Here is a 22477-nt window from a genome sequence, read left to right on the forward strand (position 1 = left end):
GGGTCGTAGCTGAGAACGCAGTATATTAAGTCGTCAATAGAAAGGAATATTAGGGGTTAGTCAGTAGCTAAACAGTGTGAAATGCTACTGACGCCCTACAGCGCAAAAAGGCTGATGACTAAAAAGTCACCAGCCATCAGCCTATAAAGTTAGGCTGCGAACTCAAAGCTAAACTTACTTGATCTCAACAGAAGCACCAGCTTCTTCCAGAGATTTTTTCAGAGTCTCAGCTTCGTCTTTGTTCACGCCTTCTTTCAGAACTGCTGGTGCAGACTCAACCAGGTCTTTAGCTTCTTTCAAGCCCAGGCCAGTTGCGCCGCGAACAGCTTTGATTACTGCAACTTTGTTCTCGCCGAATGAAGCCAGAACAACGTCGAATTCAGTTTGTTCTTCTGCAGCTTCAACAGCAGCAGCAGGACCTGCAGCAACAGCAGCAGCTGAAACGCCGAATTTTTCTTCCATAGCGGAGATCAGTTCAACGATTTCCATTACAGACAGAGCTGCAACGCCTTCCAGAATTTGGTCTTTAGTGATAGTTGACATAACAAGTGTTCCTAAAATACAGAAATAGTTTATACGTTAAAAAGCAACGATGAAGAAAAAAGGCAATTAAGCAGCTTCTTTCTGATCGCGCAGCGCAGCCAGAGTACGAACCAGCTTGCCAGCGGCAGCTTCTTTCATGGTTCCCATCAGACGTGCGATTGCTTCTTCGTAGGTTGGCAGAGTTGCCAAGCGGTCGATTTGAGCCGCAGGGATTAACTCGCCTTCAAAGGCTGCTGCTTTAACCTCAAATTTTGCATTATCTTTAGCAAATGCTTTGAACAGACGAGCAGCTGCGCCCGGATGTTCAGCAGAGAATGCAATCAAGGTTGGACCAACAAACGTGTCTTTCAGGCATTCGAATGGAGTGCCTTCAACAATGCGGCGCAGCAAGGTGTTACGAACAACTTGCATATGAACGCCAGCTTCACGACCTGCTCTACGCAGTTCAGTCATTTTATCAACGGTAACGCCACGGGAATCCGCAACAACCGCAGACAGCGCACCTTTGGCTACTTCTTTAACTTCAGCAACAATCGCTTGTTTGCCTTGAAGATTTAGTGCCATTAGTTCTTGCTCCTGGATTAACCGGAGAATAATTCCCCGGAACTCACGTCACCCAATTCACTACAAAATTGCCGTGAACGAGCGTTGAAACACGGTGAGCAGAATCCAGCAAAGACTATTCTTTATCATTCTTTATAAACAAATAAAGAAAGAAAAATTTTCTTTAGGTTCTGTCACCGTCTACGCAGGAAATTAAGTGTTTTTCAACACGCCTGCGGTCTTGGACGGAGGCTTGGATAAGGCCAAGCTCCAACCGAAAAATTTTGTTGCTCTGCCGAAGGTGATACAACTATCAACAGATAGCATGGGCGTAAGATTCTAGACAAACCTTACGCCCACGTAAAGCGATAAAAGCAATTAGTGATTAGTTCACTACTGCAGTCAGGCCGCTTTGCTCAATAGCAACGCCTGCGCCCATGGTAGTGGACAGGCTGATTTTCTTGATATATACGCCTTTCGCTGTAGCAGGCTTAGCCTTTTTCAGCGCAACAACCAGAGATTCTAAGTTTTCTTTCAACTTATCTGAGTCGAAATCAACTTTACCAATGGTAGTGTGGATAATACCGTTTTTATCATTACGATAACGAACCTGACCTGCTTTAGCATTTTTAACTGCTTCAGCAACGTTAGGTGTAACGGTACCCACTTTAGGGTTAGGCATCAGGCCACGTGGACCCAAGATTTGGCCCAATTGACCAACAACGCGCATTGCATCTGGAGAAGCAATAACGACGTCGAAGTTCATTTCGCCTTTTTTGATCATATCAGCCAAGTCGTCCATACCTACCAATTCAGCGCCTGCTTCTTTCGCAGCTTCAGCGTTTGCACCCTGAGCGAAAACAGCAACGCGTACTGAACGGCCAGTACCGTGTGGCAACACAGTCGCGCCACGAACGTTTTGGTCAGATTTACGTGCATCAATACCGAGATTAACGGCAACGTCCACGCTTTCTACGAATTTAGCAGTAGCCAGCTCTTTCAGCAGAGCAATAGCTTCGTTGACATCGTATTGCTTAGTAACATCAACTTTGTCACGGATCACGCGCATGCGCTTGGTCAGCTTAGCCATTTATTAACCCTCCACTACCAGGCCCATGGAATGAGCAGTACCTTCGATTGAACGCATCATCGCGTCAACGTCAGAACCAGTCATATCCGCAGCTTTGGTTTCTGCGATTTCACGGACCTGAGCACTGGTCACTTTACCTACTTTGTCTTTGTTCGGCACGCCAGAACCAGACTTTATACCTGCCGCTTTTTTCAGCAGAACTGCTGCTGGCGGGGTTTTAGTAACGAAAGTGAAAGAGCGATCAGAATAAACAGTAATAACAACTGGGATCGGCAGGCCTTTTTCAATGCTTTCAGTCTTAGCATTGAACGCTTTACAGAACTCCATGATGTTAACACCCTGCTGACCCAGAGCCGGACCGACTGGTGGGCTTGGGTTCGCCATACCAGCTGCTACTTGCAGCTTGACATAGGCTTGTACTTTCTTAGCCATTTACGATTTCCTCGATTTGGGTAGTATCGCCTCGTTTGAGGCTCCCCGTGTTTTGTCTCGCTTGTTATTTCCATGGATATGGTTACCACGGATGACAAAAGCAAAACATCTAAAAACAAAAGGCGCGAAATTATATTTTAATTTCGCGCCTAAGACAAGACTCAAATTTCAACCACCGCTGAAAAATGAATTAGCCTTTTTCTACCTGACTGAAATCCAATTCAACCGGTGTTGCACGGCCAAAAATAGAAACGGATACTTTCAGGCGGCTCTTCTCGTAGTCCACCTCTTCAACAACACCGTTGAAGTCTGCAAACGGACCATCGCTAACACGAACCAATTCGCCTGGTTCAAACAGTGTTTTCGGACGTGGCTTATCACCCACTTGCTGAAGACGATTCATAATCGCATCAACTTCTTTATCACTGATTGGTGCCGGACGATCGGATGTACCACCGATAAAGCCCATTACACGTGGTACGCTACGTACTAGGTGCCAGCTGGCATCGTTCATGACCATCTGTACCAGTACATAGCCTGGGAAGAATTTGCGTTCACTTTTACGGCGTTGACCGCCACGAATCTCTACGACTTCTTCCGTTGGAACCATGACTTCGCCAAACAGCTCTTCCATGTCATGTAACTTGATATGCTCACGTAGCGACTGTGCTACACGGCCTTCAAAACCGGAAAACGCCTGAACGACGTACCAACGCTTTTTGGGTGCTTCAGACATCTTAGAACCTCAGGCCAGTAACAAATGATACCAAGCGGACCAGGATACCATCCAGTCCCCATAGAATCAGTGACATTACAGCAGTGACCGCAGCAACGATTAACGTTGTATGCAGTGTTTCCTGACGGGTAGGCCAAATCACTTTACGCACTTCCGTGCGTGCTTCACGAGCAAAGGCTACAGTGGCTTTACCTTTTGCTGTCATCAATGCAACAGCACCTGCAACAGCGATAATTACTACAACTGCCAACGCGCGCAGCGGCAAGCTATATTCACGGTAATAATAATTACCGACAATTGCTGCAACTAACAATACAGCAACGATTAGCCATTTAGCCGTTTCCAGGCCGCGTCCGCTCCCTGGAGCCTCGGTATTCGCACTCATAAACCAACCTGTCACTATGATTCAGAACAAACAACTTTGCTTCGCATCGCAAAGCAAACCAAGCCGAAGGATGCCCTAGAGACTCTCTAATCGGCACCACTCAGCACTATTTCAGCACTATTCGCCGTATTTCCAGAGCCTATCTCACCAGTAATTACGATTAAAAACCACTGACGAGATAGGTTCTAGTATGCAACGTATAAAAAGGGCATCAAATGATGCCCTTTTATCGCATGTCGCGTCAAATCTTATTCAATGACTTTAGCAACAACGCCAGCACCAACTGTACGGCCACCTTCACGAATTGCGAAGCGCAAACCATCATCCATTGCAATAGGAGCAATCAGGTTAACAATCATGTTTACGTTGTCACCAGGCATAACCATTTCAACGCCTTCGGGCAGCTCAATGGTACCGGTTACGTCAGTTGTACGGAAGTAGAACTGAGGACGGTAGCCCTTGAAGAACGGTGTATGACGGCCGCCTTCATCTTTGCTCAGAATATAAACTTCTGACTCAAATTTCGTGTGTGGTTTGATCGAGCCTGGTTTCGCCAGTACTTGACCACGCTGAACATCGTCACGCTTAGTACCACGCAGCAGAACACCGACATTCTCACCGGCACGACCTTCGTCCAGCAGTTTGCGGAACATTTCAACGCCAGTACAAGTCGTTTTAATCGTATCGATAATACCAACGATTTCAACTTCTTCACCAACTTTAACAATACCGCGCTCTACACGGCCAGTAACTACAGTACCACGGCCAGAAATAGAGAATACGTCTTCAATTGGTAATAGGAATGGCTTATCGATAGCGCGCTCTGGTTGCGGAATATAGCTATCTAGGGCTTCCGCCAACTCGATAATTTTAGCTTCCCATTCAGCATCCCCCTCCAGCGCTTTCAACGCTGAACCACGGATGACTGGAGTATCGTCGCCAGGGAACTCGTATTGAGACAGAAGTTCACGAACTTCCATTTCGACCAACTCCAACAACTCTTCATCGTCAACCATGTCACATTTGTTTAGGAAGACGATAATGTATGGGACACCAACCTGGCGGCCTAACAGGATATGCTCACGAGTCTGTGGCATAGGGCCATCGGTTGCAGCAACAACCAAGATCGCACCATCCATCTGAGCAGCACCGGTAATCATATTTTTAACGTAGTCAGCATGACCTGGGCAGTCAACGTGTGCATAGTGACGTGACGGAGTATCATATTCAACGTGAGAAGTGTTGATGGTGATACCACGCGCTTTTTCTTCCGGAGCGTTGTCGATCTGGTCGAATGCACGAGCACTACCGCCGTATGTTTTAGCCAATACGGTGGTGATTGCAGCAGTTAAGGTAGTTTTACCATGGTCAACGTGGCCAATAGTACCCACATTAACGTGCGGTTTTGTACGTTCAAACTTTTCTTTAGACATCGATTGTCCCTCTAAGACACGGAATCGGTGGTTTCACCACATCAACCAAGCATATGCTTGCTGAATCCATAAAACAGAAAGAAAATCAGGGGACGAGAGAATGAGAAATGGTGCTGATAGGCAGATTCGAACTGCCGACCTCACCCTTACCAAGGGTGCGCTCTACCAACTGAGCTATATCAGCACATCTTGGAGCGGGCAGTGGGAATCGAACCCACATCATCAGCTTGGAAGGCTGAGGTAATAGCCATTATACGATGCCCGCATCTTAGAACTCGGCTACCTGACTTAATCTGCAGAAATCTGAAAGGAAGGGCTTGGCCACTTCACTCTTCATCGAGGGACGCTACCCTCCCCTTGAGTGTTTACTGGGGATTCAACATTCTGAATTACCCTGGGACTCAAGGTTAAATATGGTGGTGGGGGAAGGATTCGAACCTTCGAAGTCGATGACGGCAGATTTACAGTCTGCTCCCTTTGGCCGCTCGGGAACCCCACCTAAATTTTAGTACTTGAATGGTGCCGGCACCAAGAGTCGAACTCGGGACCTACTGATTACAAGTCAGTTGCTCTACCAACTGAGCTATGCCGGCATCAAGTGCAGCGCATTCTAGGTAGAGCGGAGCTATGATGCAACAAAAAAATTGCATAACTCGCGTCTTTGCTCATAAAACAACCAATTTTCAAATCACAGAGGTATTATCAAGCATAGTTAGCTCAATTAACACTCAAACAATCAAATATTGTACCCACCTCTCATTATAATGATTCATCCTCAAAAATCTTATCCATATCTCATCACCGAACAATATTGTCCTAAACATCACTTTAATCATATGCACCACAATGGGGAAAATTATTCTACATCAGTGCATTCCTGAATGGCTAATAAGCAGAAAAGTGTTTACCACTGCCCACTTTATAAGTTTGGCTTGTTTATTGCTTAGCAATGGATATCAGAGCAGACAGTTTCAGAGAGAAATTTTATTATGAAGATAGTTTTGCTTAATGCCGCAACTTTACCCATATACCGAAGTGGGTTAGCCAGTTTACTTATTGATGCAGTCACTCATGGTGCCTCCGTGGGTTACAAGACGCATACACTTTCTCTGGAAGAATGAGGGTTATTACCACAGTCTACGCCCAGCCATAGAGAGAGAAGCATTACTCTTATATGGATAGCACGTGATGAAATTGGCGTCATCGGTACTATCCAATTAGTTCTTTGCCAAAAAGCGAATGGTTTAAATCGTGCAGAAATACAAAAATTACTTGTTCATAGCCGTAGCCGTCGCACTGGAATAGGACATAAGTTAATCATTGCTGCAGAAAACATCTCAGTGCAATTACGTCGTGGATTAATATATCTCGATACTCGATCCGGTTCTTCCGCTGAGTCTTTTTATCGTGCACAGGGCTACCGTTATGTGGGGGAGATCCCTGACTATGCCTGCACTCCTAATGGTAACTATCATCCAACCGCAATTTATTTCAAACGCTTGTTTACTGTGGTTCAACCACACGCAGCCATACCAAACTAATGAACCATAGTGTAAAAAATAGAAATACTTGAACCTGCCATAAGTCCTCTTAATTGATTGGAATAGCAACACGCGTCAAAGAAATCACTCACTAAGCGCAAAAATGTCTACACCAAAAACCAAGCTGCCTATAATATGCAGCTTGTTTCTTATCTGGAGTTGGCGTCCAGCGCCTTTCCCAACCTGCGTTAACAGGCAGAATTTGGCTTATGACAAAAAGAGAACAATCTTTAGCGACGCCTTATCTACAGTTCGATCGTACCCAGTGGGCGGCATTACGCGATTCAGTGCCATTGACACTGACAGAAGAAGAAATCGTTAAACTCAAAGGGATTAACGAAGACCTTTCATTAGATGAAGTAGCACAGATTTATCTTCCGCTTTCGCGCCTACTTAATTTTTATATTAGCTCTAATTTGCGTCGTCAGGCTGTTCTTGAGCAATTCCTTGGTACTGATGGGCAACGTATTCCTTATGTCATCGGCATTGCTGGCAGTGTAGCTGTCGGTAAAAGTACTACCGCCCGTTTATTGCAAGCTTTGCTTAGCCGTTGGCCGGAACATCGTAGCGTAGAGCTCATTACAACCGATGGTTTCCTTCATCCTAATAAGGTGCTCAACGAACGTGGGCTAATGAAGAAAAAAGGATTCCCGGAATCCTATGATATGCATAATCTGGTGAAATTTGTCTCTGAGGTTAAATCAGGAGCGGATTATGTTACAGCACCCGTTTATTCTCATTTAATATATGATGTTGTCCCTGATGGTAATAAGGTAATAAAACAACCTGACATCCTAATATTAGAAGGCTTAAATGTGCTACAGAGTGGGATGGATTACCCACATGACCCCCATCACGTATTTGTATCAGACTTTGTAGATTTCTCTATATATGTGGATGCACCTGAGGATTTACTTCAGAGTTGGTATATTAATAGATTTCTTAAGTTTCGTCAGGGTGCATTCTCAAATCCAAACTCTTACTTTCATAATTATGCAAAACTACCAGAGACTGAAGCTATCAAGATCGCCACTCAGTTATGGAATGAGATTAATGGATTGAATTTAAAGCAAAATATTTTGCCAACTCGTGAAAGAGCAAGTTTAATAATGACGAAAAGTGCCAATCATGCAGTCGAAAGTGTACGCTTAAGAAAATAATCATATATGGGAGATAGTTATCTCCCATTAATTAATCAGACACCTCGAAGGGATATCTCGCCGCCAATATAAGGTTTTACATTACCATCTTGTTCTAGTAATAATGCGCCTTGTTGATCGATTCCACGTGCAATACCAAAGACCTCTTGATTACCAATAATTAATTTCACAGGCCTATTAAGGTAATTATCCATTTTCTGCCAACGAGAAAGGAATGCCGATAAGCCCTCATTCTCGAATTTAACTACCGCAAGTCGTAATTCAGATAAGATCTCAGCAGTGAGTTTATTACGATCGATAGTAACACCAGCATCCTGCAAATTTATCCAATCTTGATTAATAACATTTTTTTCTGAACCACGCATTGTCAGATTAATACCTGCACCAATAACTAATTGTGCTGCATCACCCGTTTTCCCCGTAAGTTCTACTAATATTCCGGCCAGCTTTTTATCATTTAAATACAGATCATTAGGCCACTTAACACGAACCTTCTCCGCACCTAAATTCTGCAGTACCTCTGCCATAACAATCCCAACAACCAAGCTTAATCCCATTGCAGCCGCAGGGCCTTGTTCCAGCCGCCAGTACATTGATAAATAAAGATTAGCTCCAAAAGGAGAAACCCATTGACGCCCACGCCGGCCTCGCCCTGCTTGCTGATATTCCGCAACACACGCATCACCTGATTTCAATTCAGTAATACGATCCAATAAATATTGATTAGTAGAATCGACTACGGGTAATACTGTTACGTGGCCCGTAGGTAAATAACTTAATATTTTTTGTTCATCAAGTAACTGGATAGAAGTAGGTAAGCTGTAGCCTTTACCTGGGACAGTAAAGACATCTAAGCCCCAATCTCTAATAGTTTGCATGTGTTTATTAATAGCTGCGCGACTCATGCCCAACGTTTCACCCAACTGCTCGCCTGAGTGAAAAGTACCATCAGATAATATACTTACTAACCGTAAGGGGACCCTAATATCTTTCACGATAAATGCTCCACAGCATTAACTTCACCATTATCAGCAATAAAGCGTACCTCTGGTTCCAACCAGATTGAAAATCTCTGTGCGACCTGCTGACGGATATAACGCGCAAGATGTATTACATCTTGGCCAGTCGCTTCTGATTGGTTAATCAGCACCAGAGCTTGTTGCTGATGTACTGCGGCACCACCGATTTGATATCCCTTAAGTGCGCATTGATCGATCAACCAACCTGCAGCCAGTTTTATTGATCCATCTGGTTGTAAATAATGAGGAGCATTGGGGTAACATTGTACGATCTCCTCAGCGATTGCCGCGCTCACGACAGGATTTTTGAAGAAACTCCCGGCATTACCCGTGACCATTGGGTCTGGAAGTTTACTCCGCCGCATTGTACAGACAGAGTTAAAAATATCTGTGGCAGTGACCGTTAATGGGTCCATACGTATTAAGTCGCCATAACCCAGCGTTGGGGTCCATGATTTCATCAACTTAATACCGACAGATACAATAGCAAATCCATTCCCGTAGCGATGTTTAAAAATGCTGTCACGGTAACCAAACTGGCACTCCTCAGCGGAGATACGCTGAATAGTACCTTTATCCATATCAAGTAAATCAACATATTCACATACTTGTTTTAATTCAACTCCATAGGCACCTATATTTTGGATCGGCGCAGAGCCGACACAGCCTGGAATTAACGCTAAATTTTCCAACCCCGGCATATTATTCTGCAGTGAATAACATACCAGTTGATGCCAATTCTCCCCAGCACCGACATGTAAATGCCAAGCAGCACTGTCTTCAGTAGAAGTAATCTCCATAATTCGGTTGAGCAGTACTGTCCCAGAGAAATTTTTGATAAATAACACATTGCTGCCTTCACCTAGTAATAGTACCGGCTGTCGCTTAGCTTTTGACTCATGCCAAGCAGCAATTAATGCTTCTACTGAGCCGGCACTAATGACATTGCTTGCATAAGCAGGTAGCGCAAAGGTATTAAGGTGTTTTAGAGAGGAACGCTGATTCGACATTACATTGGATGCTCATTCTAACTAACTCTGACGCTAGTCTAACCGATCGTAATGGGCTGTTTGTATTTTTTATTTCAAGTAAATAATGAAAAAATAGTGTTCGAGCTACTAGCGATATCATCACCAGAAAAACCTCATAGGATAGGGCTAAGAAGTCTCGATACTACCGGAATGTTAGTTAAAGAGCGGGAGAACACTTAGTAAAGCCGCTTTAATCTGATCGTCACGGTGAGGGTGGGGACCAATACAAAGAAAATTGGCCCTAGAACTCTAGAAGGACTTGATATCGGGCAGATTTTTCCTGTAGGTGCCATATTTCACGCCAATAGACCTTGTCAGCCTATCGCTCATAAACCCGGAATTCATCTACCACCCAAAACGCAATTTCTCTGGTTTCGCTGTTTCGCACACAGCAAAAACCCCACGCTTTTGGCATGGGGTCTTGGCTTTATTTGATGCCTGGCAGTGTCCTACTCTCGCATGGGGAGACCCCACACTACCATCGGCGCTACGGCGTTTCACTTCTGAGTTCGGCATGGGATCAGGTGGGACCACCGCGCTATGGCCGCCAGGCAAATTCTGGTTCAGTCAACCCGCGTACAAGTAACTCTTGTCACGCCAGTCAACACAATCTCGGAACATCGCTGAAAATCTCTCTCAATTCAAAACACCTTTGGTGTTGTAAGGTTAAGCCTCACGGATCATTAGTACTGGTTAGCTCAATACATCGCTGCACTTACACACCCAGCCTATCAACGTCATAGTCTTTAACGTTCCTTCAGGGGGCTTTAAGCCCCAGGGAAGACTCATCTCGAGGCAAGTTTCCCGCTTAGATGCTTTCAGCGGTTATCTCTTCCGAATTTAGCTACCGGGCAATGCCATTGGCATGACAACCCGAACACCAGTGATTCGTCCACTCCGGTCCTCTCGTACTAGGAGCAGCCCCTCTCAATCTTCCAACGCCCACGGCAGATAGGGACCGAACTGTCTCACGACGTTCTAAACCCAGCTCGCGTACCACTTTAAATGGCGAACAGCCATACCCTTGGGACCTACTTCAGCCCCAGGATGTGATGAGCCGACATCGAGGTGCCAAACACCGCCGTCGATATGAACTCTTGGGCGGTATCAGCCTGTTATCCCCGGAGTACCTTTTATCCGTTGAGCGATGGCCCTTCCATTCAGAACCACCGGATCACTAAGACCTACTTTCGTACCTGCTCGAGCCGTCACTCTCGCAGTCAAGCTAGCTTATGCCTTTGCACTAACCTCACGATGTCCGACCGTGATTAGCTAACCTTCGTGCTCCTCCGTTACTCTTTGGGAGGAGACCGCCCCAGTCAAACTACCCACCAGACACTGTCCTCACCCCAGATTATGGGGCCGAGTTAGAACATCAAACATTAAAGGGTGGTATTTCAAGGTTGGCTCCATGCAGACTGGCGTCCACACTTCAAGGCCTCCCACCTATCCTACACATCAAAGCTCAATGTTCAGTGTCAAGCTATAGTAAAGGTTCACGGGGTCTTTCCGTCTTGCCGCGGGTACACTGCATCTTCACAGCGAGTTCAATTTCACTGAGTCTCGGGTGGAGACAGCCTGGCCATCATTACGCCATTCGTGCAGGTCGGAACTTACCCGACAAGGAATTTCGCTACCTTAGGACCGTTATAGTTACGGCCGCCGTTTACTGGGGCTTCGATCAAGAGCTTCGCCTTGCGGCTGACCCCATCAATTAACCTTCCAGCACCGGGCAGGCGTCACACCGTATACGTCCACTTTCGTGTTTGCACAGTGCTGTGTTTTTATTAAACAGTTGCAGCCAGCTGGTATCTGCGACTGGCTTCAGCTCCAGGAGCAAGTCCTTTCACCTAACGCCAGCGTGCCTTCTCCCGAAGTTACGGCACCATTTTGCCTAGTTCCTTCACCCGAGTTCTCTCAAGCGCCTGAGTATTCTCTACCTGACCACCTGTGTCGGTTTGGGGTACGATTTAATGTTACCTGATGCTTAGAGGCTTTTCCTGGAAGCATGGCATCAACTGCTTCTGCACCGTAGTGCATCGTCATCACGCCTCAGGGTTGATAAGCAACCGGATTTACCTGGTCACTCCCCCTACACGCTTAAACCGGGACAACCGTCGCCCGGCCAGCCTAGCCTTCTCCGTCCCCCCTTCGCAGTAACACCAAGTACAGGAATATTAACCTGTTTCCCATCGACTACGCTTTTCAGCCTCGCCTTAGGGGTCGACTCACCCTGCCCCGATTAACGTTGGACAGGAACCCTTGGTCTTCCGGCGTGCGGGTTTTTCACCCGCATTATCGTTACTTATGTCAGCATTCGCACTTCTGATACCTCCAGCAACCCTCACAGGTCACCTTCAACGGCTTACAGAACGCTCCCCTACCCAACAACACCTAAGTGTCGCTGCCGCAGCTTCGGTGCATGGTTTAGCCCCGTTACATCTTCCGCGCAGGCCGACTCGACCAGTGAGCTATTACGCTTTCTTTAAATGATGGCTGCTTCTAAGCCAACATCCTGGCTGTCTGTGCCTTCCCACATCGTTTCCCACTTAACCATGACTTTGGGACCTTAGCTGGCGGTCTGGGTTGTTTCCCTCTTCACGACGGACGTTAGCACCCGCCGTGTGTCTCCCGTGATAACATTCTTCGGTATTCGGAGTTTGCATCGGTTTGGTAAGCCGGGATGGCCCCCTAGCCGAAACAGTGCTCTACCCCCGAAGATGAGTTCACGAGGCGCTACCTAAATAGCTTTCGGGGAGAACCAGCTATCTCCCGGTTTGATTGGCCTTTCACCCCCAGCCACAAGTCATCCGCTAATTTTTCAACATTAGTCGGTTCGGTCCTCCAGTTAGTGTTACCCAACCTTCAACCTGCCCATGGCTAGATCACCGGGTTTCGGGTCTATACCTTGCAACTAGACGCCCAGTTAAGACTCGGTTTCCCTACGGCTCCCCTATTCGGTTAACCTTGCTACAAAATATAAGTCGCTGACCCATTATACAAAAGGTACGCAGTCACACCACGAAGGTGCTCCCACTGCTTGTACGTACACGGTTTCAGGTTCTATTTCACTCCCCTCGCCGGGGTTCTTTTCGCCTTTCCCTCACGGTACTGGTTCACTATCGGTCAGTCAGGAGTATTTAGCCTTGGAGGATGGTCCCCCCATATTCAGACAGGATGTCACGTGTCCCGCCCTACTCATCGAGTTCACAGCCTGTGCATTTTGGTGTACGGGACTATCACCCTGTACCGTGCGACTTTCCAGACGCTTCCACTAACACACAAACTGATTCAGACTCTGGGCTCCCCCCCGTTCGCTCGCCGCTACTGGGGGAATCTCGGTTGATTTCTTTTCCTCGGGGTACTTAGATGTTTCAGTTCCCCCGGTTCGCCTCGTTAGACTATGTATTCATCTAACGATAGTGCAACGTATTGCACTGGGTTTCCCCATTCGGGTATCGTCGGTTGTAACGCTTCATATCAGCTTACCGACGCTTTTCGCAGATTAGCACGCCCTTCATCGCCTCTGACTGCCTAGGCATCCACCGTGTACGCTTAGTCGCTTAACCTCACAACCCAAAGGTGTCTTGTCATTGCTGACAGTACATCTTGTGTTGCGATTATTTGAGAGACTCTATTACAGGTTACTCTTTACCCCAATATCTCTACGGAGGGGTAAATTTCAGCTGTAATGTTTCAATTTTCAGCTTGTTCCAGATTGTTAAAGAGCAATATCGTAAACATGACTTGGTAAAGTCATCTTTACGTTATTTTCAGTTCATAAAGAACCGGTGATAATGTCTTTCACTCATTATCGGATTGGCGTCCCCAAGGGGATTCGAACCCCTGTTACAGCCGTGAAAGGGCAGTGTCCTAGGCCTCTAGACGATGGGGACACGAAAATGCCGATCAAACCGAAATTTAACCGTTTCGCGTCAGCATGAGTCGAAACTCATAACATCAACAGGTGCTCTTGCTCGTTTACATTCATCAGACAATCTGTGTGGGCACTGCGCAATGCGTATCGTTAGGTAAGGAGGTGATCCAACCGCAGGTTCCCCTACGGTTACCTTGTTACGACTTCACCCCAGTCATGAATCACAAAGTGGTAAGCGCCCTCCCGAAGGTTAAGCTACCTACTTCTTTTGCAACCCACTCCCATGGTGTGACGGGCGGTGTGTACAAGGCCCGGGAACGTATTCACCGTAGCATTCTGATCTACGATTACTAGCGATTCCGACTTCATGGAGTCGAGTTGCAGACTCCAATCCGGACTACGACAGACTTTATGTGGTCCGCTGGCTCTCGCGAGTTCGCTTCACTTTGTATCTGCCATTGTAGCACGTGTGTAGCCCTACTCGTAAGGGCCATGATGACTTGACGTCATCCCCACCTTCCTCCGGTTTGTCACCGGCAGTCTCCCTTGAGTTCCCACCATTACGTGCTGGCAACAAAGGATAAGGGTTGCGCTCGTTGCGGGACTTAACCCAACATTTCACAACACGAGCTGACGACAGCCATGCAGCACCTGTCTCACAGTTCCCGAAGGCACTAAGGCATCTCTGCCAAATCCTGTGGATGTCAAGAGTAGGTAAGGTTCTTCGCGTTGCATCGAATTAAACCACATGCTCCACCGCTTGTGCGGGCCCCCGTCAATTCATTTGAGTTTTAACCTTGCGGCCGTACTCCCCAGGCGGTCGACTTAACGCGTTAGCTCCGGAAGCCACGCCTCAAGGGCACAACCTCCAAGTCGACATCGTTTACAGCGTGGACTACCAGGGTATCTAATCCTGTTTGCTCCCCACGCTTTCGCACCTGAGCGTCAGTCTTTGTCCAGGGGGCCGCCTTCGCCACCGGTATTCCTCCAGATCTCTACGCATTTCACCGCTACACCTGGAATTCTACCCCCCTCTACAAGACTCTAGCTTGCCAGTTTCAAATGCAGTTCCCACGTTAAGCGCGGGGATTTCACATCTGACTTAACAAACCGCCTGCGTGCGCTTTACGCCCAGTAATTCCGATTAACGCTTGCACCCTCCGTATTACCGCGGCTGCTGGCACGGAGTTAGCCGGTGCTTCTTCTGCGAGTAACGTCAATGATTAAGCGTATTAAACTCAACCCCTTCCTCCTCGCTGAAAGTGCTTTACAACCCGAAGGCCTTCTTCACACACGCGGCATGGCTGCATCAGGCTTGCGCCCATTGTGCAATATTCCCCACTGCTGCCTCCCGTAGGAGTCTGGACCGTGTCTCAGTTCCAGTGTGGCTGGTCATCCTCTCAGACCAGCTAGGGATCGTCGCCTAGGTGAGCCATTACCCCACCTACTAGCTAATCCCATCTGGGTTCATCCGATGGCGTGAGGCCCTAAGGTCCCCCACTTTGCTCTTGCGAGGTCATGCGGTATTAGCTACCGTTTCCAGTAGTTATCCCCCTCCATCAGGCAGATCCCCAGACATTACTCACCCGTCCGCCGCTCGCCGGCAAAGTAGTAAACTACTTCCCGCTGCCGCTCGACTTGCATGTGTTAGGCCTGCCGCCAGCGTTCAATCTGAGCCATGATCAAACTCTTCAATTTAAGATTTGTTTGATTTGCTGACTTTTACTTGCGTAAAAGCAGCGATGCTCAAAGATTACTTTCTGCAAATAGTCATTCTGACCGAAGTCAAAATGTTTACTGCTTTGGTCACTCTTCAAGACTTGATATTATTTCTGCCTGCCGAAACAGGCGTCGATATCGTCTTGCGAGTGCCCACACAGATTGTCTGATAAATTGTTAAAGAGCGTTCGTTACCCGTTTGCCTTTCGGCGAATCTTACGGTAACGCGGGAGGCAGATAATACGCTTTCCCGCTGAAGAGTCAAGGTTTTCTTTTCTTTCTTTCGAAGTTCAAGTTTGCTTTTCTCTTCCTGACCCGGCGAAGTATGTTTCGTTGTTCCCGGTCAGTGGAGGCGCATTATAGGGAGTTCCTGACAGCCTGCAACCCCTAATTTCAAAAAACTTTTCAACCGTGTTTTTTTTCAACAATTTGCTGTGATAACCAGCATGATAGCTACTTTTTATACTGCAGTGCCAAAAAATCCTGAGCAAAACGGCTTACCTGCTGCCAATCCGTATACTCAACCTCTTTACTGGTATCGGTTTCTCCCCCAGTCATGCGCATAATAAGTTGAATCATTATCCGATCTATCCAACTGTAGCGTGGATAACGCAGGGCACCGGCGAATACCGAGCACAACGTTGGCTGCCAGGGAGTGCTCAATAAAAACTTACGTACATATGTATTGGTTTGTGGCGAACGTTTTTCTGGCTTACGTGCCGTTAAGTTCACAGCAAAGAATGCACTTGGCATCTGGTTCAATTGCGCGACGTGTTTATTGACGAACTTATTCAACACCGAGCTGAAATGCCCATAACGTACAGAAGCCCCGATGATAACTTGCTGATACTGGCTCAGTTCGATTTGACCAGCTTGAGATAGGTCTTGTATTTCACAAGTGGCCTCCTCTGTTAATTGCTTAGCTATATAAGAAGCTATAGTTTTCGTTTGGCCGTCTCGGCTGGAGTAAAGTATTAGTATTTTCATAGTAATGTTCCTTATGCAGAACTACTCGCGCCAAAATGTTGGGGTGAAAAGGACTAGCAAGGTGAAGACTTCCAGCCGGCCAAATAACATCGTAATCACCAATATCCATTTGGCTGCGGGATTCATAGATGTAAAGTTATCAGCCACTACCCCCAAACCGGGCCCGAGGTTATTCAACGTCGCAGTGACAGCCGCGAAGGCAGAAAATTCATCAACCCCAGTCGCAACGATCGCTAACATACTGATAATGAATACCAGCGCATAAGCAGAGAAAAAGCCCCAAACTGCTTCAAGGATCCGCTCGGGTAATGCACGCCGCCCCAGTTTAATGGTGTAAACCGCATTAGGGTGGACCAACCGTTTTAACTCGCGTGAACCTTGTAAGTAGAGCAAGAGGATACGAATAACTTTTAGACCGCCCCCGGTAGACCCCGCACAACCACCAATAAAAGCAGAACACAATAAGAGTAAGGGCAAGAAGAGCGGCCACTTCGCAATACTGTCGGTCGTGAAGCCTGCCGTGGTAGCCATTGAAACCACTTGGAAGAACGCCTGATTTAAGGTTTCTATTCCCGACTTATATACACTATGTTGCCAGAGCACTAAGGTACAAACGATAACCAGTGTCAATTGTACAAAAATAAACATACGGAATTCGGGGTCGCGCCAATAGACTTTCACGCTTCTGCCACTGAGTACCGCAAAGTGTAAACCAAAATTACAGCCAGAAATCAGCAAGAATATGCCAATAATTGTGTTGATCGTTGGGCTGTTAAAGTACCCAATGCTGGCATCATGGGTTGAAAAGCCACCGATAGCTATCGTCGAAAAACTATGAGAGATAGCATCAAACACCGACATCCCCGCCCCCCAAAGGGCAAGCGCACAAGCGATAGTCAGTAGTACATAGATAAGCCAAAGCGTTTTAGCTGTTTCCGCAATACGGGGCCGCATTTTATTATCTTTCAGCGGACCGGGCATTTCTGCGCGATAGAGCTGCATCCCCCCCACGCCCAAAATTGGTAAAATAGCCACAGCGAGTACAATGATCCCCATTCCGCCAAGCCATTGCAGCATTTGTCTATAGAATAGAATTGCTTTGGGAAGTGAGTCCAACCCCACTAATGTAGTTGCCCCTGTGGTAGTTAACCCTGAGAATGATTCAAAGAATGCATCAGTTAATGAAAGATTAGGTCGTTCTGAGAATAAAAAAGGTAATGCCCCGACACTACCCAACACCGTCCAAAATAATACGACGATGAGAAAACCCTCGCGAGGCTTTAACTCATGCTTCTGTTTTCGGTTCGGTAGCCAAAGCAAAAGCCCGATAGACACAGCAACAAAAAAAGTTTCACTGAAGGCACGGCCAGCACCATCACGATAGATCAAAGCCACCAGCCCGGGAATAAACATTGTTCCGGAGAATAGGATGACCAGCAGACCAACAATACGGGTTATGGCACGAAAATGCATTCCGGCACGTTCCTTAGCAATTCACTTGGATGGGGATTATTACGAAATAGGTGTTAATTGCAATGTACCACGACTGAGATCACGCAATTTCTCCCCAACTTGGCAGGCTTGAGTTGCTGGCAGAGAGAGATGAAGTGTTACAAGTTCCGTGTATTCACCCCGTAAAATCTGGCCTTCAACCTGCTGTAATAGCATTTCTACCATAGCAAGCTGCGCATAGTCACACTGTAAAGTATATTCCACCTGGGGAACTTTATATTTTACCGCCACCTGTTTTAGTGCCTGTTGTACACCACTACCATAAGCTTTTACTAACCCACCGGTGCCAAGTTTAATACCGCCGTAATAACGCACAACAACAGCCGTGATTTCGCCAATATCACTCCCCATCAGCTGTGCCAGTATGGGTTTACCGGCGGTACCAGAGGGTTCTCCATCATCGGAAAAACCTAACTGCTGGGAATCAGTCGGGGGACCGGCAACAAAAGCCCAGCAATGATGCCGGGCCGTTGGATGTTGCTGCCTAACCTGCTGAATGAAATCTTTGGCCTCATTAACCCCACAGGTATGAGCCAGCAAGGTAATGAAACGACTTTTCTTGATCTCTTCACTGATAGTAACCGGCATAGCAAGTATCAGGTAAGGCTGCATCAGGCCAGTTTCAGATCACGCGTCATATTTTCGACCCGTTTATCATGAATAACAATATTGTCCTCTATACGAATACCACCATAAGGCTTCAGCGCATCAATGCGACCCCAATTGAAATGTTTGCTGAACTCACTGGTGCGCCAAGGAGCCAACAAAGAATCAATAAAGTACAGGCCCGGCTCAATAGTCAACACCATGCGCGGTTGCAGAATACGTGTACAACGTAGATAGGGATACTTAGATGGTGCGTTCAGGTGCGTACCTTTATCGTCCTGCATAAAACCAGCAGTATCATGTACTTGCAACCCAAGCGGATGACCCAGGCCATGTGGTAGGAATGGGCAGGTAATCCCCTGTTCGACCATCGCCTCTTCGCTGATACCCGTGACTAAATTATGTATACGCAAAAGCTTAGCAATGCGTTGATGCATCTGAACGTGATAATCGGTATAGCGTTCACCACTTTTAATCGTATCGATCAGCGCCAATTGCTCAGTATTAAGGTCGTTAATTAAAGCAGCAAAATCACTATCACGGTCTGCTGCGTAAGTCCGGGTCAAATCGGCAGCATAGCCATTATATTCAGCACCTGCATCAATCAGGAAACTACGCATTTCTGCCGGAGGTTGATGCTGTAAAATCGTGTAATGAAGTACTGCGGAGTGTTCATTCAGCGCGACAATATTATCGTAAGGAACATCAGTATCACGATGACCAGTAGCCATCAGGTAAGCTAGGTTAATATCAAACTCACTCATACCCGACTGGAATGCTTCATATGCAGCACGATGCCCTACGACTGCAGTTTTTTGTGCTTCACGCATGCACGCCAATTCGTAATCCGTTTTATAAGAGCGATAATAATGAAGATAATCCAAGACCGGCTGCGGGTTAATGTTCTCAGCACTGAAGCCTAAAGCTTGTGCACGCTGCTGGGCATAACCAATATAAGCAACACGTTCACGCTGAACAGGTAATTGTTGCGCAATATCATCAGCATTCAGCAATGGCTGAACATCAATATTTTTTGTCCAGAAGCTATCAGGTAGCGGTTCGACACTATGCCAATAGTCTACCGGTGAGTAGAACCATAATTTCGGTGTATTAACTCCATCAACCCATAACCAGCAATTGGGCACTTCAGTTACGGGGACCCAAGCTTTAAACTGTGGATTCACCTTAAAGGGATAGTCACGGTCATCAAGAAAAAGTCGCTGTAATTCACCAGAGTGAATCAGCAATGCGTCTAATTGATGACGCTCCAGCACATCGCGGGTGCGCTGTTGTAGAGTAGATAAATGTTCGTTATATAAAGAAGCCAGCGTTTCCATCACAGTACCCTTAGCTATTAAAACTTAATTTTTTTATCTTATCATAGTCACCGAAACCATGTTTCGATGACGTTTATTCTACAAATTGATAACCACTATACCCCAAATAATGGGTGTTGCAGCCAAGCTCTGCTCGCACAAATAGATCGATTATTTAGTCTCTCGAAACATCTCGAATAAATATGATAAAGATCAATTAGTCTACCTTATTGATTGTGATCTTCACTGCAAAAAAACAATCTCTCATTTGCATTTTATTAACAAAATAACCACACTTCCTGAATATCTGGTCATACCAGATCACCGCGCTTATTCAGGAGATAGATATGCTCTACCAAAGCGAAACATTACAGCTCCACTGGTTGGAAAACGGTATTGCCGAGTTGGTATTTGATGCTCCAGGTTCAGTTAATAAACTGGATACTAAAACCGTAGCCACCTTGGGTGAAGCCTTGAATGTGTTAGAAAAACAAAGTGAACTCAAAGGGTTGCTACTACGTTCAGCTAAGACAGCCTTGATTGTTGGCGCCGATATTACTGAGTTTCTATCCCTGTTTAATGCCCCACCAGAAAAATTGCACCAGTGGCTGGTGTTCGCCAACACCATTTTCAATCGACTGGAAGATTTACCTGTGCCAACCATTTCTGCAATTAATGGATACGCGCTAGGTGGTGGATGCGAATGTATTCTGGCGACTGATTTTCGCATCGCCTCCCCAGAAGCACGTATCGGCCTCCCGGAAACCAAGTTGGGCATCATGCCGGGCTTCGGTGGTTCGGTGCGTTTGCCACGCCTGCTAGGCGCTGATAGTGCACTTGAAATTATTGCCACAGGTAAAGATGTTACTGCCAACGACGCACTAAAGATCGGGCTGGTTGATGCAGTTGTCGCCCCTGAGAAACTGGTCGATTCGGCCTTAACTATGCTGAAACAAGCTATTGACGGTAAGCTCGATTGGCAGGCGGCACGCCGCCCAAAACTGGAACCATTAAAACTCAATCCTACCGAAGCGGCTATGTGTTTTACCATTGCTAAAAGTATGGTCATGCAAGTCGCTGGGAAACACTATCCCGCACCATTGACCGCAGTAAAAACTATTGAAGCCGCCGCAAAACTTTGTCGTACCGAAGCACTGAACTTAGAAACCAACAGTTTTGTCCCTTTAGCGGGTTCCAATGAAGCTCGCGCTTTGGTGGGGATTTTTCTTAACGACCAGTATGTAAAAGCGCAGGCCAAAAAACTGTCCAAAGGCGTCACTGCACCAAAACTGGCCGCGGTTCTAGGGGCTGGAATTATGGGCGGTGGGATTGCCTATCAGTCAGCGCTGAAAGGTGTGCCAGTCATTATGAAAGACATTAATGACAAATCGCTGGATCTTGGAATGAATGAGGCCGCGAAATTACTGAACAAACAGCTGGAACGCGGCAAGGTGGATGGCCTTAAAATGGCAAGTATTCTGGCGACTATTAGGCCAACCTTAGATTATGCGGGTATTGAACGAGCCCAAGTGATCGTCGAAGCTGTGGTAGAGAACCCGAAGGTTAAAGCCGCCGTGCTTGCAGAAGTAGAAACATTAATCGGTGAAGATACCGTTTTAGCTTCCAATACCTCAACGATTCCTATTGATCATTTGGCTAAATCACTCAAACGTCCTGAAAACTTCTGTGGTATGCACTTCTTCAATCCGGTACATCGGATGCCACTGGTTGAAATTATTCGTGGAGCAAAAACCTCGGATAAAACCCTTGCAACAGTAGTTGCTTACGCTACACAAATGGGGAAAACCCCCATTGTTGTCAATGATTGCCCTGGTTTCTTCGTCAACCGCGTCTTATTCCCGTATCTGGCAGGTTTTGGCATGCTGGTTAGAGACGGCGGAGATTTCCACCAAATTGATAAAGTGATGGAAAAACAGTTTGGCTGGCCGATGGGCCCCGCTTATCTATTGGATGTCGTTGGGATTGATACTGCCCATCATGCACAAGCAGTGATGGCGGCCGGTTTCCCTGAGCGAATGAACAAGGATTACCGTGATGCGGTTGATGTGATGTTTGATAACCAACGATTTGGGCAAAAAAATGGCCTAGGATTCTATCGCTATACGCAAGATGCAAAGGGTAAGCCACGTAAAGAAGATGACGAACAAGTGGATAAATTACTGGAGGAAATCAGCCAACCGCTGCAAAAATTCAGCGATAAAGACATTATCGCCCGCACCATGATCCCAATGATCAATGAAGTCGTGCGTTGCCTAGAAGAAGGTATTATTGCCAGCGCAGCCGAAGGCGACATGGCATTGGTTTATGGTCTTGGTTTCCCTCCATTCCACGGAGGAGTCTTCCGTTACCTTGATACGCTCGGTAGCGCAAATTATGTCGAAATGGCTCAACGCTATGCCCACCTTGGGGCGTTATATCACGTTCCTGCGGGCCTACGAGCTAAAGCTGAACATAACGAAAGCTATTATCCTGTGGCAGCAGCGCTGCTTGATGTTTCTACCAATCAACCAGCGTGAGGTCTGAAAA

General features: G+C 46.6%; 15 protein-coding genes, 5 tRNA genes, 3 rRNA genes and 1 pseudogene. 3 read left to right on the forward strand and 21 right to left on the reverse strand.

Features of this window, described 5'->3' with window-relative positions; all coding sequences use genetic code 11:
• Positions 1 to 174: 174 nt before the first annotated feature.
• The 11 genes from rplL to AC971_RS07260 form a co-directional block, all read right to left on the reverse strand.
• Positions 175 to 543 (reverse strand): 50S ribosomal protein L7/L12, encoded by a 369-nt coding sequence (rplL, locus tag AC971_RS07210; RefSeq protein WP_002210675.1) that lies wholly within the window; start codon positions 541 to 543, stop codon positions 175 to 177.
• Between the two features lie 66 nt (positions 544 to 609).
• Complete coding sequence (rplJ, locus tag AC971_RS07215) at positions 610 to 1107, reverse strand: 50S ribosomal protein L10 (protein WP_002210674.1); 498 nt, start codon at positions 1105 to 1107, stop codon at positions 610 to 612.
• 364 nt (positions 1108 to 1471) lie between these two features.
• On the reverse strand, positions 1472 to 2176 hold the full coding sequence (gene rplA / locus AC971_RS07220; RefSeq protein ID WP_025382236.1) for a 50S ribosomal protein L1: 705 nt from the start codon (positions 2174 to 2176) through the stop codon (positions 1472 to 1474).
• Positions 2177 to 2179: 3 nt separating this feature from the next.
• Positions 2180 to 2608, reverse strand: a complete 429-nt coding sequence (gene rplK, locus AC971_RS07225; RefSeq protein ID WP_002210672.1) for a 50S ribosomal protein L11 — start codon at positions 2606 to 2608, stop codon at positions 2180 to 2182.
• A 190-nt stretch (positions 2609 to 2798) separates the two neighbouring features.
• Complete coding sequence (gene nusG / locus AC971_RS07230) at positions 2799 to 3344, reverse strand: transcription termination/antitermination protein NusG (protein WP_002210671.1); 546 nt, start codon at positions 3342 to 3344, stop codon at positions 2799 to 2801.
• Position 3345: 1 nt separating this feature from the next.
• Positions 3346 to 3729: a preprotein translocase subunit SecE gene (gene secE / locus AC971_RS07235; RefSeq protein WP_025382235.1), complete on the reverse strand. Its 384-nt coding sequence runs from the start codon at positions 3727 to 3729 to the stop codon at positions 3346 to 3348.
• 248 nt (positions 3730 to 3977) lie between these two features.
• The gene (gene tuf, locus AC971_RS07240; protein ID WP_025382234.1) at positions 3978 to 5162 is read right to left on the reverse strand and encodes an elongation factor Tu; all 1185 of its coding nucleotides are present in this window, start codon (positions 5160 to 5162) and stop codon (positions 3978 to 3980) included.
• A 108-nt stretch (positions 5163 to 5270) separates the two neighbouring features.
• Positions 5271 to 5346, reverse strand: a tRNA-Thr gene (locus AC971_RS07245).
• Positions 5347 to 5352: 6 nt separating this feature from the next.
• A tRNA-Gly gene (locus AC971_RS07250) sits at positions 5353 to 5427 on the reverse strand.
• Positions 5428 to 5576: 149 nt separating this feature from the next.
• Positions 5577 to 5661 (reverse strand) — tRNA-Tyr (locus AC971_RS07255).
• 18 nt (positions 5662 to 5679) lie between these two features.
• A tRNA-Thr gene (locus tag AC971_RS07260) sits at positions 5680 to 5755 on the reverse strand.
• Positions 5756 to 6244: 489 nt separating this feature from the next.
• Between AC971_RS07260 and AC971_RS21880 the strand changes: the two are divergent.
• Together AC971_RS21880 and coaA are read left to right on the forward strand one after the other, a co-directional pair.
• Positions 6245 to 6703, forward strand: a pseudogene (locus AC971_RS21880) (GNAT family N-acetyltransferase).
• Positions 6704 to 6912: 209 nt separating this feature from the next.
• Positions 6913 to 7863 (forward strand): type I pantothenate kinase, encoded by a 951-nt coding sequence (coaA, locus tag AC971_RS07265; RefSeq protein ID WP_025382233.1) that lies wholly within the window; start codon positions 6913 to 6915, stop codon positions 7861 to 7863.
• A 35-nt stretch (positions 7864 to 7898) separates the two neighbouring features.
• Here the strand turns inward: coaA and birA are convergent, their stop codons facing one another.
• From birA to pepQ, 10 genes are all read right to left on the reverse strand, one after another.
• Complete coding sequence (gene birA / locus AC971_RS07270; RefSeq protein ID WP_025382232.1) at positions 7899 to 8858, reverse strand: bifunctional biotin--[acetyl-CoA-carboxylase] ligase/biotin operon repressor BirA; 960 nt, start codon at positions 8856 to 8858, stop codon at positions 7899 to 7901.
• Positions 8855 to 9892: a UDP-N-acetylmuramate dehydrogenase gene (gene murB, locus AC971_RS07275; protein WP_025382231.1), complete on the reverse strand. Its 1038-nt coding sequence runs from the start codon at positions 9890 to 9892 to the stop codon at positions 8855 to 8857. Before murB ends, birA begins: the two co-directional genes overlap by 4 nt.
• A 457-nt stretch (positions 9893 to 10349) precedes the next feature.
• Positions 10350 to 10465 (reverse strand): 5S ribosomal RNA (gene rrf / locus AC971_RS07280).
• Positions 10466 to 10575: 110 nt separating this feature from the next.
• Positions 10576 to 13482 (reverse strand): 23S ribosomal RNA (locus tag AC971_RS07285).
• Between the two features lie 251 nt (positions 13483 to 13733).
• Positions 13734 to 13809 (reverse strand) — tRNA-Glu (locus tag AC971_RS07290).
• 136 nt (positions 13810 to 13945) lie between these two features.
• A 16S ribosomal RNA gene (locus tag AC971_RS07295) occupies positions 13946 to 15488 on the reverse strand.
• The 16S, 23S and 5S rRNA genes sit together here with 1 tRNA gene alongside, the layout of an rRNA operon.
• Positions 15489 to 15962: 474 nt before the next feature.
• Positions 15963 to 16496: a menaquinone-dependent protoporphyrinogen IX dehydrogenase gene (gene hemG, locus AC971_RS07300; RefSeq protein ID WP_025382230.1), complete on the reverse strand. Its 534-nt coding sequence runs from the start codon at positions 16494 to 16496 to the stop codon at positions 15963 to 15965.
• A 21-nt stretch (positions 16497 to 16517) separates the two neighbouring features.
• Positions 16518 to 17969 (reverse strand): Trk system potassium transporter TrkH, encoded by a 1452-nt coding sequence (trkH, locus tag AC971_RS07305; RefSeq protein ID WP_025382229.1) that lies wholly within the window; start codon positions 17967 to 17969, stop codon positions 16518 to 16520.
• A 39-nt stretch (positions 17970 to 18008) separates the two neighbouring features.
• The gene (locus AC971_RS07310; protein WP_025382228.1) at positions 18009 to 18620 is read right to left on the reverse strand and encodes an IMPACT family protein; all 612 of its coding nucleotides are present in this window, start codon (positions 18618 to 18620) and stop codon (positions 18009 to 18011) included.
• A complete protein-coding gene (gene pepQ, locus AC971_RS07315) occupies positions 18620 to 19951 on the reverse strand; it encodes a Xaa-Pro dipeptidase (RefSeq protein ID WP_025382227.1) in 1332 nt (443 codons plus the stop codon). Before pepQ ends, AC971_RS07310 begins: the two co-directional genes overlap by 1 nt.
• Before the next feature lie 326 nt (positions 19952 to 20277).
• Between pepQ and fadB the strand changes: the two genes are divergently transcribed.
• The gene (gene fadB, locus AC971_RS07320) at positions 20278 to 22467 is read left to right on the forward strand and encodes a fatty acid oxidation complex subunit alpha FadB (protein WP_025382226.1); all 2190 of its coding nucleotides are present in this window, start codon (positions 20278 to 20280) and stop codon (positions 22465 to 22467) included.
• Positions 22468 to 22477 lie beyond the last annotated feature (10 nt).

The organism is Yersinia similis (genome assembly GCF_001053095.1).
Lineage (GTDB): Bacteria > Pseudomonadota > Gammaproteobacteria > Enterobacterales > Enterobacteriaceae > Yersinia > Yersinia similis.

What these genes read in the sequence shown, in the direction of transcription:
- rplA (WP_025382236.1), bottom strand. Translation starts at nt 2,176, where the DNA reads ATGGCTAAGCTGACCAAGCGCATGCGCGTGATCCGTGACAAAGTTGAT.
- rplK (WP_002210672.1), bottom strand. Translation starts at nt 2,608, where the DNA reads ATGGCTAAGAAAGTACAAGCCTATGTCAAGCTGCAAGTAGCAGCTGGT.
- trkH (WP_025382229.1), bottom strand. Translation starts at nt 17,969, where the DNA reads ATGCATTTTCGTGCCATAACCCGTATTGTTGGTCTGCTGGTCATCCTA.
- pepQ (WP_025382227.1), bottom strand. Translation starts at nt 19,951, where the DNA reads ATGGAAACGCTGGCTTCTTTATATAACGAACATTTATCTACTCTACAA.
- tuf (WP_025382234.1), bottom strand. Translation starts at nt 5,162, where the DNA reads ATGTCTAAAGAAAAGTTTGAACGTACAAAACCGCACGTTAATGTGGGT.
- secE (WP_025382235.1), bottom strand. Translation starts at nt 3,729, where the DNA reads ATGAGTGCGAATACCGAGGCTCCAGGGAGCGGACGCGGCCTGGAAACG.
- fadB (WP_025382226.1), top strand. Translation starts at nt 20,278, where the DNA reads ATGCTCTACCAAAGCGAAACATTACAGCTCCACTGGTTGGAAAACGGT.
- coaA (WP_025382233.1), top strand. Translation starts at nt 6,913, where the DNA reads ATGACAAAAAGAGAACAATCTTTAGCGACGCCTTATCTACAGTTCGAT.
- rplL (WP_002210675.1), bottom strand. Translation starts at nt 543, where the DNA reads ATGTCAACTATCACTAAAGACCAAATTCTGGAAGGCGTTGCAGCTCTG.
- hemG (WP_025382230.1), bottom strand. Translation starts at nt 16,496, where the DNA reads ATGAAAATACTAATACTTTACTCCAGCCGAGACGGCCAAACGAAAACT.
- AC971_RS07310 (WP_025382228.1), bottom strand. Translation starts at nt 18,620, where the DNA reads ATGCAGCCTTACCTGATACTTGCTATGCCGGTTACTATCAGTGAAGAG.
- murB (WP_025382231.1), bottom strand. Translation starts at nt 9,892, where the DNA reads ATGTCGAATCAGCGTTCCTCTCTAAAACACCTTAATACCTTTGCGCTA.
- rplJ (WP_002210674.1), bottom strand. Translation starts at nt 1,107, where the DNA reads ATGGCACTAAATCTTCAAGGCAAACAAGCGATTGTTGCTGAAGTTAAA.
- nusG (WP_002210671.1), bottom strand. Translation starts at nt 3,344, where the DNA reads ATGTCTGAAGCACCCAAAAAGCGTTGGTACGTCGTTCAGGCGTTTTCC.